At 70.4% G+C, this 12,247-nt stretch carries 10 protein-coding genes; 3 read left to right on the forward strand and 7 right to left on the reverse strand.

What is annotated here, in order from left to right; all coding sequences use genetic code 11:
- Nucleotide 1: 1 nt before the first annotated feature.
- Nucleotides 2-2,026, reverse strand: a complete 2,025-nt coding sequence (locus tag ACZ5K7_RS40360; protein WP_468922080.1) for a PA14 domain-containing protein — start codon at nt 2,024-2,026, stop codon at nt 2-4.
- 292 nt (nt 2,027-2,318) lie between these two features.
- Here ACZ5K7_RS40360 and ACZ5K7_RS40365 point away from each other — a divergent pair, with 292 nt between their 5' ends.
- Nucleotides 2,319-3,431, forward strand: coding sequence for a sugar ABC transporter substrate-binding protein (locus ACZ5K7_RS40365; RefSeq protein ID WP_351708074.1), 1,113 nt, complete (start codon nt 2,319-2,321; stop codon nt 3,429-3,431).
- A 308-nt stretch (nt 3,432-3,739) separates the two neighbouring features.
- Here ACZ5K7_RS40365 and ACZ5K7_RS40370 read toward each other — a convergent pair whose 3' ends face one another.
- The 3 genes from ACZ5K7_RS40370 to ACZ5K7_RS40380 are packed head-to-tail and all read right to left on the reverse strand — an operon-like array spanning nt 3,740 to nt 7,060.
- A complete protein-coding gene (locus ACZ5K7_RS40370) occupies nt 3,740-4,582 on the reverse strand; it encodes a transglutaminase family protein (RefSeq protein ID WP_351708077.1) in 843 nt (280 codons plus the stop codon).
- Nucleotide 4,583: 1 nt separating this feature from the next.
- Nucleotides 4,584-5,516, reverse strand: coding sequence for an alpha-E domain-containing protein (locus ACZ5K7_RS40375; RefSeq protein WP_351708080.1), 933 nt, complete (start codon nt 5,514-5,516; stop codon nt 4,584-4,586).
- Complete coding sequence (locus ACZ5K7_RS40380) at nt 5,513-7,060, reverse strand: circularly permuted type 2 ATP-grasp protein (protein ID WP_468922085.1); 1,548 nt, start codon at nt 7,058-7,060, stop codon at nt 5,513-5,515. Before ACZ5K7_RS40380 ends, ACZ5K7_RS40375 begins: the two co-directional genes overlap by 4 nt.
- A gap of 395 nt (nt 7,061-7,455) precedes the next feature.
- Between ACZ5K7_RS40380 and ACZ5K7_RS40385 the strand changes: the two genes are divergently transcribed.
- Nucleotides 7,456-8,508, forward strand: a complete 1,053-nt coding sequence (locus tag ACZ5K7_RS40385; protein WP_351708086.1) for a helix-turn-helix transcriptional regulator — start codon at nt 7,456-7,458, stop codon at nt 8,506-8,508.
- Here the strand turns inward: ACZ5K7_RS40385 and ACZ5K7_RS40390 are convergent.
- Genes ACZ5K7_RS40390 through ACZ5K7_RS40400 form a run of 3 tightly spaced genes read right to left on the reverse strand, consistent with a single transcriptional unit; the run spans nt 8,471 to nt 11,477 of the window.
- Nucleotides 8,471-9,451, reverse strand: coding sequence for a helix-turn-helix transcriptional regulator (locus ACZ5K7_RS40390; protein ID WP_351708089.1), 981 nt, complete (start codon nt 9,449-9,451; stop codon nt 8,471-8,473). The two genes, ACZ5K7_RS40385 and ACZ5K7_RS40390, sit on opposite strands and share 38 nt — an antisense overlap.
- Nucleotides 9,448-10,449: a helix-turn-helix transcriptional regulator gene (locus tag ACZ5K7_RS40395; protein WP_468922088.1), complete on the reverse strand. Its 1,002-nt coding sequence runs from the start codon at nt 10,447-10,449 to the stop codon at nt 9,448-9,450. Before ACZ5K7_RS40395 ends, ACZ5K7_RS40390 begins: the two co-directional genes overlap by 4 nt.
- On the reverse strand, nt 10,446-11,477 hold the full coding sequence (locus tag ACZ5K7_RS40400; protein ID WP_351708095.1) for a helix-turn-helix transcriptional regulator: 1,032 nt from the start codon (nt 11,475-11,477) through the stop codon (nt 10,446-10,448). Before ACZ5K7_RS40400 ends, ACZ5K7_RS40395 begins: the two co-directional genes overlap by 4 nt.
- 333 nt (nt 11,478-11,810) lie before the next feature.
- On the opposite strand from ACZ5K7_RS40400, the gene ACZ5K7_RS40405 reads away from it, so the two are divergent.
- Nucleotides 11,811-12,107, forward strand: coding sequence for a (2Fe-2S)-binding protein (locus tag ACZ5K7_RS40405; protein WP_351708361.1), 297 nt, complete (start codon nt 11,811-11,813; stop codon nt 12,105-12,107).
- Nucleotides 12,108-12,247: the final 140 nt, after the last annotated feature.

Consider the following 12,247-nt stretch of genomic DNA (forward strand, 5'->3'; position numbering starts at 1 on the left):
ATCAGGCTCCGCTAGGCAGGGACACGCTGGAGTCCACGTTGCTGAAGGTCTCCGAGCCGTCGTGGGCGACCACCGAGAGCAGGTAGTACACGGTGGTCCCGTGCGGCACGGTGGGGTCGGTGTAGCTGGTGGCGGTGGGTGCCAGCGGGGTGTCCGTCACCCGGACGTAGGTGCCCGTCGCGCGGTCCCAGCGGTACACGTTGATGCCGGCGGCCTCCGTGGCCACCGAGTCGGCGCAGTCGATGTACATGCCGCCCTCGTCGCCGAGGGTCGTGTAGGCGTTCAGGGAGCAGGGCGCGGTGTCCTCGGGGACGGTCGTCGGCCGCAGGTCGAGTTCGGTGGCGGTGACCCGGGAGACGGGTTCGTCCCAGTAGGCGCCTGTGAAGCGGGGGTAGTTGCCGTAGATGTCCTCGGGGATGACGACGTACATGTGCGACCCGCCGTCGGCCGCCTCCGGGCCGGCCACGAACTCGGAGGTGCCGGCGGGCACCGTGCCCAGGTAGTCGGGCGTGCAGCAGGATTGGTACTCCCAGACCTGGTACTCCTTCAGGTCCGCCGCCGTACTGTCGTCCCAGTCCAGCCTGAAGCCGTACTCCAGGGGCTCCGCGGTCAGGTTGGTCACCGGAGGCGGTGCGATCTCGTCCCCGGGGCGGGTGACGGTCATCTCGGCGGAGCCGGTGGACCAGCGGCCCGCGGTGTTCCTCCGGACCATCACGTAGTGGTACGTGGTGCCCTGGTCGCCGTCGTAGTCGACACAGCTGCGGACCGTGTTGCCCGCCGCGTCCTTCCCGGTCTTGCGGCTGCGGCAGTCGGTGAGGTTCTCGTAGCCGGTCTCCACCGGGGAGGTGGTGGAGCGGTAGACGTCGTAGTCGGCGGTGTCGCCGCCCGCCGCCTCGGTCCAGGTGAACACCACGCCGTAGCTCGGCACGGTCGTCGTCACGTTCTGCGGCGGGACGATGGACCGGGTGCTGCGTACGACGTTGGAGGAGCGGGCGTTCCGCGCCGCGTCGAGCGCGCTCACTTTGTAGTCGTAGGCGTCGCCGTAGGCCGCCGAGGTGTCCGCGTAGTTCGTGGCAGTGGTGTCGGCGAGTTTGGTGTACTCGGTGTCCAAGGCGCCCTTGCGGTAGATCCGGTAGTTCACCGCGTCCGCGGGGGCCGTCCAGGAGAGGTTGCTGGAGGCCTCCACGGCGGTGGCGGTGAGAACCGGGGCGGCGGGGGCGGTCATGTCCTGCGACACGATGAGCTGGTCGGCGGAGCCGGCTGACTCGTTGCCCGCCTTGTCGTAGGCGCGTACCTCGTAGTAGTACGACTGCCCGGTCGGCGGTGTCTCGTCCCAGGTCCGGCGGGTGCCGGCCGTGGTGGTGGCCACCCTGGTCCAGCTGCCGGAGCCCTGGAGCCGCCGGTAGAGCCGGTAGCCGGCGAGGTCCATCTCCTTGTTGGCGGCCCAGGCGACCAGGGTGTTCGTGCCCTCCCCGTCCGGCTGGTAGACGGCGGACACGCCGCTCGGCCCGAGCGGCTTGACCTTGTCGACGGTGGCCGAGGTGCGGGGTGTGTACGTGAACGTGGCCTTGGCGGCGCCGGTCCAGTTGACGTAGTCGATCCGCAGGGTGTGCCGGCCCTTGGGGAGGGTCACGTTGACGGTCTTGCTGACCGTCTTGGTCGTGTTCTTCCAGAGGTCGACCTTGCGGCTGCCGTCGACGTACACCCGGATCCCGTCGAGTCCGGAGGCGGCGAGGGCGAAGGGGCCGCCGGAGCCGAAGTCGCGGGTGACGCTCCAGCGGACGCCGAAGTTGTCCTTCGGCAGGCCGGACGCCGGGGCACCGCTCCAGGTCTCGCTGATCGCGGAGTCGCAGTCCGTCTTCTTCGGGGTGCCCTTGAACGTGGTGTTCGCGAAGAACTGCCGTTTGTAGACGGGGGAGGCGCAGGTCGTCGCGGCCGCGGAGGCGGACACGGTGGCGCCGCCGAGCAGGGCTCCGGCGGTGGCGAGCACCACGGCGCCGGCCGCGGTGCGTCTGGCTGGGTTCATTCGATCCTCTGGTCGTATCCGGGTGACGGGCCGAGCCGTCCCGATGTCGACTCATGAGGAAAGGAGTTGGTTGTACTGATCTTTGCCTTCCCGTGAACTCCCTTTGGATGGAGGGTCCGTAAAGGGTGTTTGCAGGCGATTCCGCATACCCTTCACACAGACAGCGGAGCGTAGTGTTGCGCACTCGTTAAGTGGTTCCGCTTGACGCCGGGTGCGGCGTACGCGTTGTCTTTTCAGACATCTGGGTCGCAAGCAGTCCCATGTCCGGAACGCACCTGAAGTGAGCCCCCGAATGCGTCGTATAGCCATGTTTGTGGCCGCGTCCACGATGTCCCTCTCGCTCGCCGGCTGCGGCGTGCTCAACGCGACGGGATCGTCGACCACCGCGAGCCCCACCAAGGGCAACGACATCACGGTGGGTGTGCTGATGCCGGACAAGATCAACACCCGGTACACCAACTTCGACTACCCGATCATGAAGTCGAAGATCGCCGAGCTCACCAACAAGCAGGGCCGGGTCGACTACCAGAACGCCGATTCGTCCGCCCCCACGCAGGCGAAGCAGATGCAGAAGATGATCGACGACAAGGTCGACGTGATCATCCTGGACTCGGTCGACTCGCACGCCATCGCCGGCACGGTGAAGAATGCCGAGGGGGCGGGCATTCCGGTCATCGCCTACGACCGCCTCGCCGAGGGCCCGATCGCCGCCTACGTCTCCTTCGACAACGAGCTGGTCGGTGAGGTGCAGGCCCGTACGCTCCTGGAGGGCCTCGGGCCGAACGCCGACACCTCCGACAAGGTCATCATGATCAACGGCTCGCCGACGGACCCGAACGCCAAGCAGTTCAAGACGGGCGCCCTGTCCGAGCTGAGCGGCAAGGTGTCGATCCCGGCCGACGCCATGTTCGACACCAAGGACTGGGACCCGCCGACTGCCGGCAAGGAGACGACCAAGGCGATCAACGCGATCGGCAAGGGCAACGTCGCCGCCGTCTACTCCGCGAACGACGCGATGGCGGGCGAGATCATCAAGTCCCTCAAGGCGGCCGGCATCACCAACCTGCCGCCGGTCACCGGCCAGGACGCGGACCTCGACGCCATCCAGCGGATCCTCGCCGGCGAGCAGTACATGACCGTCTACAAGCCCTACCCGGACGAGGCCGAGGCCGCCGCCGAGATGGCCGTCTACAAGGTGCAGGGCAAGGACATCCAGTTCGACGCGCTCACCCAGGACCAGGTCGACAGCCCGACCAACAAGGACATCCCGGCCCAGCTGGTGCAGGTCAACGCCGTGACGAAGAGCAAGATCAAGGACACCGTCGTCGCGGACGGCATCTACAAGATCTCGCAGATCTGCACCGCCGAGTACAAGACGGCGTGCGACGAGGCCGGCCTCAAGTAGGCCCACCCGCCCGCTGTCGTGGGCCCCGCGCCACCCTCCGCCGGCGCGGGGCTGACGCCGGCCACCAACTGCCGTGAGGCTGGCGTCATCCGCCCGCTGCCGAGGGGCTGGCGTCATTCGTCCGCTGCCGCGGGGGTCGGCGCCTTCCGTTCGTCGCCGCGAGGCTGGGGTCATTCGTTCGTCGCCGCGGGGCTGGCGTCATTCGTCCGCTGCCGCGGGGGTCGGCGTCTGGCGCCCGGCGCCGTGGGCGTGGCCCCCGGACGCCACCGGTGCGACGGCGGCCGCCGCCGCTGCGGCCGCCGCGACCGCTACGCGACCCGAGTGAACTCCACCGTCACCTCCGGAGTCCCTCCAGGAACCCCTCGGTAGATCCCCTTGTGGGGCGTGACGTCGTCGTAGTCCCGCCCTCTCCCCACCACCACGTGGTCCTCCCCGGCCCGCACCCGGTTCGTCGGGTCGTACCCGCACCACTCGCCGGCCCAGTACTCGATCCACGCATGGCTCTGCCCGGCGACCGGCCGGTTCAGTTCCGCCTCCCGCTCCGGGTGCAGATACCCCGAGACATACCGGGCCGGCAGCCCCAGCCCCCGCAGCAGGGCGATCGTCAGATGCGTGATGTCCTGGCACACCCCGGCCCGCTGGGCCCATGCCTCGGCCGGTGACGTGTTCACACTGGTCGCCCCCGGGAGGTAGGCCACCCGGTCGGCCACCATCCCGGAGACGGCCACCGCGGCCTCGTGCGGCCCCAGCCCGGCCGCGGCCTCCCGCGCCTTCTTCACCAGCTTCTTCGGCACCGTCGTCCGGGACGTCCCGGACACGAACTCCAACAGGCGTGACCCGCCCGCCCGTTCGGCCACCTCCGCCCAGGCCGGCGGCTCCGGCAACGGCCCCGGCGCCGAGGTCTCCACCAGGCTCGACGCCGTGATGGTCAGATCCTCGTGCGGCTCCAGGAGATCGAAGCCGGTGACCTGGGTGCCCCAGTAGTCCCAGTACGACCAGACGGCGGTCACCGGAGTGACGGTGACCCGCGCGTCCAGCGTGGTCTGCCCCGGCAGGGTCAGCGGGGTCATCCGGACCTCGTTGTGCGAGGAGTCCGCGGGCCGGGCGTACGCGACGCGGGTGACGTGCCGGATGCGCAGGCGACGAGCCATCTCAGGCTCCTTCCTGGGCCCACTCGACGGGCCCCTGGTACGGGAAGAACCGTTCCGCCACCGCGTCGGCGGACGCCATGCAGGCCTGCTGCAGATCCCGCAGCAGCACCGGCAGCTGGTCCTCCAGGGTGTGCGTGTCCAGGTACTCCAGCCGGGTCCGCAGCCGCCCGACCGGCGACCGCGCCGGATCCTGCCGTGGCCGGCCGAGCGCGGCCAGACACTCCTCCGCCGTGGTCAGCGCGTGCAGCACCGAGCGCGGGAAGTCCCGGTCGAGCAGCAGGAAGCCGGCCACTCTCGGGGTGTCCCCGAACCCGCTGTGCACCCGCGCGTAGGCCTCGTCGGCGCCGCTCGCGCTGAGCAGCGTCGGCCAGTCCGGCGCGTGCGCCGCGTCCAGCACGCGCACCGACAGCAGCCGTACGGTCATGTCCACCCGCTCCAGGCTCCGGCCGAGGACGACGAACCGCCAGCTGTCGTCGCGGCTCATGGTGGAGTCGGCGAGGCCGAAGAAGAGGGCGGCCCGGCGCCGTACCAGCTCCAGGTAGGAGTAGGGGCCGGTGCGGCGGGCCGCCAGGCGCTGCCCGGCGAGGGCGTGCCAGGTGGAGTTGAGGCACTCCCACATCTCGGAGGAGATAGCCTCACGGGCGCTGCGCGCGTTCCGGCGGGCGGCGCCCAGCGCCCCCTCGATCGCCCCCGTCGAGCGGGCGTCGAAGGCGAGCTGGTCCAGGACCTGCTGCATGTCCACGGGCTCCGGGCCGGCGTCGACGCCGAGGATCGCGTACAGCGACCGGCAGGCCGTGTCCTCGTCGCGCCAGGGGTCCTCCAGCATCCGGTGCAGGTAGGCGTCGAGGATGCGGCCGGTGGCGTCGGCGCGCTCGACGTACCGTCCGGTCCAGGTCAGTGCCTCCGCGATACGGGAGAGGATCACGTCGTTCACTGCTGGTGCGCTCCTTCCGGTACGTCGGGACGGATGCCGTCGGGGCCCAGGAGGCGCGGGGCGATCTCCGGGACGGTGCCGGCCGGGGCCGGTGCGGGCCGCTCGGCGGGGCCCTCGGCGAGCACCCAGGTGTCCTTGGAGCCGCCGCCCTGGCTGGAGTTGACGATCAGGTTGCCCTCCTGGAGGGCGACCCGGGTCAGTCCGCCGGGCAGCACCCAGATGTCGTCGCCGTCGTTCACGGCGAACGGGCGCAGGTCAATGTGGCGGGGTGCCATCCGTTCACCCGAGAGGGTGGGCGAGGTGGAGAGGGCGACCGGACGCTGCGCGATGAAGCCGCGCGGGTCGGCGACAACGGCTTTGCGGGTGCGTTCCAGGGTCGCGGCGTCGGCCTTCGGCCCGATCACGATGCCCTGTCCGCCGGCACCGTCCACGGGCTTCACCACCAGCTGGTCGAGCTGGTCCAGGACCGCCTCCAACTGGCCCGGTTCATCAGGCCGGTAGGACTCCACATTGGGGAGAACCGGTTCCTCGCCGAGGTAGTAGCGGATGAGATCCGGGACGTAGGTGTAGAGGAGTTTGTCGTCCGCGATGCCGTTGCCCACGGCGTTCGCGAGTGTGACGTGACCGGCGACGGCGGCGTTCATGATGCCGGGGCAGCCGATCACCGAGTCGGGGCGGAAGTGGAGCGGGTCGAGGAAGTCGTCGTCGAGGCGCCGGTATACGACGTGCACGGGCACCTCGCCACGCGTCGTCCGCATCCACACCCGGTTGTTGCGGCACACCAGGTCGTGGCCCTCGACCAGCTGCACGCCCATCAGCCGGGCCAGCAGGGCGTGTTCGAAGTAGGCCGCGTTGCCGGGGCCCGGGGTGAGCACCACGACCCGGGGATCGCTCGCCGCCCCGTCGGGCGCGGCGGCGCGCAGCGCGGCGAGCAGCCGCCCGGCGTAGCCGTCCACCGGCAGCACATGCTGCTCGGCGAAGAGCGAGGGGAAGATCCGGGTCATCGCCCGCCGGTTCTCGATGACGTACGACACCCCGCTCGGCACCCGCACGTTGTCCTCGAGCACCCGGAACTCCCCGGCCTCGTCCCGCACCAGGTCGATTCCGGCCACGTGGATGCGCACCCCGCCGGGCGGTTCCACCGCGTGCGCCGCCCGGTGGAAGTGGGGCGAGGACAGCAGCAGCCGCCAGGGCACCACACCGTCCTCGAAGGCCCGGGCGGGCCCGTAGGCGTCCGCGAGATACGCCTCCAGGGCTCTGACCCGCTGGGCCACGCCTCTTCGTACGAGATCCCATTCCAGGGCGTCGAGGATCCTGGGCACCAGGTCCAGCGGCCAGGGCCGCTCCTCGCCCGCGAAGGCGTAGGTCACGCCACGGTCGGTGAAGGCGCGGGCCATCTGGTCGGCCCGGAAGCGCAGTTCACCGGGCTCGATCGGCTGGAGTGCCGCCAGTACCGGCTCGTAGGCGGTCCTGACCTCACCCGGCCGCACAAACATCTCGTCCCACGCGTCGGCCAACGCGTACGCGTCAAATATGTCCGCCATGAAGGGACGTTAGAGCGGGCACGTAACGCGGTGATCACCGGCGGATTTCGGGGATTCGCCAGGTCCTCCGCGTGACGTGCCCGCGAGCGGCCCTCCCCGCAACGCACCTCCCCCGTGGGCGCGTTGCGGGGACCCCGGCACCGATCAGGGGAGGCCGGTCCGGGGCCCCTCCGGGTGTCCGGCGAACACCCGTGGGAAGCGGTGTCCACGATGCCCCGGAGGTCTCTCCACCACCACCGTCATCTTGTTGCAGTGCGGGCTGCGGAGGCCGGGAGATAGCAGCGCGTATCCGTCCATTACGACACCCGGTGCGAGGGGAGCCGTGTTGCGGACCCGGTCCGGACCGCTCATAGTTGCGCTGCGGAAGAGGCAGCAAACCGGGGGTGGAATGGGCGATGGCCGGGCACGGGACGGAGAAGCATCCACACGGTGCCGACCGACTGTGCGCCGCCGGGGATCGCGTGTATTCCCGTGCCGTGCGCCGGGGCCGGGTTGCGCGCACGGACGCCGACGCGGTGCCCTGTCTGCTGGAACTGGCACTGCTGCACCCGGACCCCGACGACATGGACTGGCTGGTGCCGACCGCCCCGCAGGAGGTCATGACGCGGCTGCTGCGCGGGGTCTACGACGAGGTCACCGACAGCCAGCGGCGGATGGGCTCGGCGGTCGAGGCCTTCGAGTGGTACGCCGGTCTGGGCCGGCAGCTGCAGGCCGTGTCGGCCTCCGCCGAGGGCACGGCGGCGATCCGGGTCCTGGACGGGCTGTCACGGATCCAGGCGGCGATGGACGAGGCGACGGAGGCGTGCACCAGCGAGGTGCTGACCGTGCAGCCGGGCGGTATCCGCCGTGAGTCGGAGCTGACCGAGGGACTGCACCGGGCGGTCGCCCTGCGCGGCCGGGGCGTGCGCATGCGGGACCTGTACACGCATGTCGCCCGGCACGGCCAGGGCCTGCTCAACTACCTGGAGCTGATGGGCGACGCGGTGGAGGCCCGGACGCTCGACGAGGTCATCGACCGCCTCATCCTCTTCGACCGCACGGTGGCGTTCATTCCCGCGAACACCGACCGCACGATGGCCCTGGAGCTGCGCCACCCCGCCCTGGTCGAGTACTTCGTCACCGTCTTCGAACGGCTGTGGCGCCTCGCGATCCCGCTCACCGCCCCGCTCCCCGACACCGGCATCGAGGGCATCTCGCACCGGGAACAGTCCATCGCGGCGCTGCTCGCGGAGGGCCACCAGGACGCGGTCATCGCCGAGCGTCTGGGCATCAGCGTCCGTACCTGCCGCGCCCACATCGCCCGCCTCTCGGAGACGCTGGGCGCGGCCAGCCGTACCCAACTGGGCGTGCGGATAGCGCAGGTGGGGCTGGACCGGCCGCCGGGCGAGGCGAGCGGGGCGTCGGCCGTGATCAGCCTTCCTGATCAAGGATCCCCGAGCGTCCGATGAGATAGCCGAGCTGGGCCCGGCTGTCGCTGCCGAGGGTGGTGGCGAGCTTGGCGATGTGGACGCGGGCGGTGCGGATGTTCATGCCGAGGCGTTCGGCTATGGCGGCGTCGGTGTGGCCCTCGACGAGGAGGGCGGCGATGGCCTGCTGGCGGGGGGTGATGCCGTTGACGGTGGGGCGGCGCTCCAGGTCCGGGTAGATCGGGGTGGCCAGCCGCCACAGGCGGTCGAAGGCGGTGACGAAGTACGCGATCAGTGCGGGATGACGCACTTCGAGGGCCAGGCTGCCGTCGTCGGAGGCGGGCAGGAAGGCGACGGTGCGGTCGATGACGAACAGCCGGTCCGGCAGCTCGTCCAGGCCGCGCACCTCGATGTCGCCCCGCAGCCGCTCGAACCCGCCGAACACCGCCGGCACATGGCGCAGGGTGTGCTGGTAGAGGGCGCGGATACGGGCCCCACGGTCGAGGACCGCCTGGTCCCGGTCGCGCGCGGCCGCGGCGGCGGACCGGCCGCGGGCGCCGGTGAGACCGGCGTGCGACTGGATGCCGAGCACTTCCCGGCTCGCCTCGGCCATGGCGTCGCTGATGGCCTGGTTGACCGGCCGGGTGCCGCTGTGCAGCCGGAGCGTGGGGGTGTCGGTGCCGGTCACCTCGGGTACCGCGCCTTCGACGAGCGCCTCGAACCGCGCCACCAGCTGTTCCTCGCGCCGACGAGCGTCGGCGACCCGGGCGGCGGAGGCGCGCAGCAGCCGGTGCAGGACCGCCGTTGGGGGCACGGGCTCCAGCCGGTCCGGGGCGACGAGGGCCGGGTGGAGCAGGCCGAAGTCGGTGAGACAGGGCGCGTCGACGGCGTCCTCGGCTCGGATGTGTCCTACGCGCAGGGCACGCGCGTACAGCTTCGTACCGGCGGGGCACAGTTCTTCGACGCCGTGCTCGCAGTGGGTCACCGGGCGTCCTCCGGCGGCTCCAGGATCCCCGAGCGTTCGATGAGGTAGCCGAGTTGGGCGCGGCTGTCGCTGCCGAGGGTGGCGGCGAGCTTGGCGATGTGGTCGCGGGCGGTACGGATGTTCATGCCGAGGCGTTCGGCGATGACGGCGTCGGTGCGGCCTTCCACGAGGAGGGCGGCGATGGCCTGCTGGCGGGGGGTGATGCCGTTGACGGTGGGGCGTTGCTCGGCGTTGGGGAACATCGGGGTGGCCAGGCGCCAGAGACGGTCGAAGGTGGTGACGAGGTAGCGGATCAGAGCGGGGTGCCGGACTTCGAGGGCGAGCGTGCCGTTCCGGTCGGCGGGGAGGAAGGCGATCGTGCGGTCGATGACGATCAGCCGGTCGGGCAGTTCGTCCAGACCGCGCACCATGGTGTCACCGTTCAGTATCTCGTTGTAGGCGACGACGCCCGGCAGATGGGCCAAGGAGTGCTGCATGAGCGTGCGGATACGGCCTCCGCGGTCCAGGAACCGCTGGTCCCGTTCGAAGGAGATCTCGCTGGCGGCGTCACCGCGCGGGCCCACACGACCGGTGTGCGGCTGGACGCAGAGGAGTTCCCGGTGCGCCTCGGTCATGGCGTCGGTGATGGCGTCATTGATCCGTGCGGTGCCACTGTGCAGGAGCAGCAGCGGGATGTCGGTGCTGGTGTCCGAGACCGGGCGGCCCAGCCGCAGCAGTGGCTCCCATGTGTCCACCAGGAGGTTCTCGCGGCGGTGGGCGTCCGCGATGCCGGCGCGGGTGGCGCGCAGCAGCCGGTTCAGGGCGATGGCGGGCGCCACGGGCTCCAGTCGGCCGAGGTCGTCCAGGGCCGGGTGCAGCAGACCGAGGTCGACGAGGCAGGGCGCTTCGGCGGCGTCCCGGGTGGATATGTGTCCCTCGGCCAGGGCACGTTCGTACAACTCGGTCCCCGCGGCGCACAGGCTCTCGATGCCGTGCTCGGTGTGCGGGGTCGGTGTCACCGGACGCCGCCCTCCCCGGGGAGTTTCTGGTCCAGGATCCCGGACTGGGCGATGAGGTAGCCGAGTTGGGCGCGGCTGCCGCTGCCGAGCACCTGGGCCAGCTTGGCGATGTGGGCGCGGCAGGTGCGGACGTTCATGCCCAGGCGGCGAGCGATGGCCTCGTCGACATGGCCCTCGACGAGCAGCTTCGCGATGGAGTGCTGGATGTCGGTGATGCCGTCGGGAGCGGTTTCGTAGGGGGCGCCGGCGCTCAGCGGGACCGCTCGGGTCCACATGAACTCGAACACCTTGACCAGGTAGCGGACCAGGCCCGGATGGCGCAGTTCCAGAGCGACCTGCTGGTCGTCCCGGATGGGGATGAAGGCGACCGTCTCGTCACAGATGATCAGGCGCTCCACCAGCTCGTCTATGGAGCGGTACTCCACCTTGCCGTCGGCGAGCTGTGCCGCGTACGCCAGCTTCTCCTGGCTGTAGCGGGCGGTGTGCTGGTACAGGGTGCGGATCCGTACGCCCCGCTCTATGAGCGGCTTGTCGCGTTCCAGGCCGCGCAGCATGCTGCGTTCGGGCATCCGGTCGCTCGGCTGGACGGTGAGCATCTCCGTATGGCACTGGGCCGTGGCCAGGTTGAGCGCGGCGTTGATGCGCTCGCCGCCCTCCAGCACAGTGATCGACCCGCCGCCCGACTCCGACTGACCGCCGATGGACAGGAAGGGCTCGAAGGTGCCGGCGATGTCGGTGGCCAGCTGACGGCGTGTGCTGATCTCACGCTCGATGGGATTGAGACGCTGCGCCAGTGCGATCGCCGGCGGCACCGGACGCAGCCAGTTCGGGTCGTCGGGATCGGGGTGCAGCAGGGCGGAATCCATCAGGCAGGGAGCCGGTTCCGCGTCCGCGCGAGCGATCCGTCCCGCGCGGAGCGCGGCCGCATACAGGCGACTACCCTCCGTGCACAACTCGTTCAAGGCGTGGGGATGTGTCGCATTTGAGTGACTTGTTACCAAAACTCCACCCCCCAGGGTCCTGAACATGCAGGAACATGATGCACCGATTGTGTGGCCACGACGTGCCCGAATGAGCCATCGTCGTACCTGACGGGGGAAAAGGGGACCTTCAAGTGAGGACGAAGCCGAAGATGCGTAACAAACTGCTTCGCTCGGTGCTTGTTGCCGCCTTCTCCGCCGTCGCAGCCCTCGGAGTGCTCAGTGGCTTTTCGGCCACCGGGAAGAGTGAGGTTCATGCGAACAGCAGCTGGCCGGCGGTGGCCGCGACCTCCGAGACTGCTGGCACTACTGATTCCGTGACCGATGGAGCCGGGAGCTGAAGTGACCACCCCACCCGACGACCGATCCTTCCGACGCGAGATGGCCACCGCCTACCGCTCCGGCTGGCACTTCATCGATCTGGTCACCGCCATCCCCCACAGTGGTGACTCGCTGATGGTGACCGTCTTCGGTGAGCCGGTCGTCGTGACGCGGGACGAGGAAGAGGACGTACGGGCCTACCGGTGTCTGCGCAAGCCCCGGGGTGCGCCGCAGCCCGTGCGGTGTGCCGTCCGGTACGGAATGATTTTTGTGAATCTGGACCAACGGGACCACCGGCTGGCTGAGCCGGAGGTACCGGACGTGAGGACCATCTCGGCCACCCCCCGCAGTGCCTGACGCGATTCCCCCGTCGTAAAAGATCGCTCAGGTGCTTCCCCCCGCAGCGGGGGGGGGGGGGGGGGGGGGGGGGGGGGGGGGGGGGGGGGGGGGGGGGGGGGGGGGGGGGGGGGGGGGGGGGGGGGGGGGGGGGGGGGGGG

It is taken from the genome of Streptomyces sp. NPDC031497 (genome assembly GCF_055580905.1).

What these genes read in the sequence shown, in the direction of transcription:
- ACZ5K7_RS40360 (WP_468922080.1), bottom strand. Translation starts at nt 2,026, where the DNA reads ATGAACCCAGCCAGACGCACCGCGGCCGGCGCCGTGGTGCTCGCCACC.
- ACZ5K7_RS40365 (WP_351708074.1), top strand. Translation starts at nt 2,319, where the DNA reads ATGCGTCGTATAGCCATGTTTGTGGCCGCGTCCACGATGTCCCTCTCG.
- ACZ5K7_RS40370 (WP_351708077.1), bottom strand. Translation starts at nt 4,582, where the DNA reads ATGGCTCGTCGCCTGCGCATCCGGCACGTCACCCGCGTCGCGTACGCC.
- ACZ5K7_RS40380 (WP_468922085.1), bottom strand. Translation starts at nt 7,060, where the DNA reads ATGGCGGACATATTTGACGCGTACGCGTTGGCCGACGCGTGGGACGAG.
- ACZ5K7_RS40385 (WP_351708086.1), top strand. Translation starts at nt 7,456, where the DNA reads ATGGCCGGGCACGGGACGGAGAAGCATCCACACGGTGCCGACCGACTG.
- ACZ5K7_RS40400 (WP_351708095.1), bottom strand. Translation starts at nt 11,477, where the DNA reads ATGTTCAGGACCCTGGGGGGTGGAGTTTTGGTAACAAGTCACTCAAAT.
- ACZ5K7_RS40405 (WP_351708361.1), top strand. Translation starts at nt 11,811, where the DNA reads ATGGCCACCGCCTACCGCTCCGGCTGGCACTTCATCGATCTGGTCACC.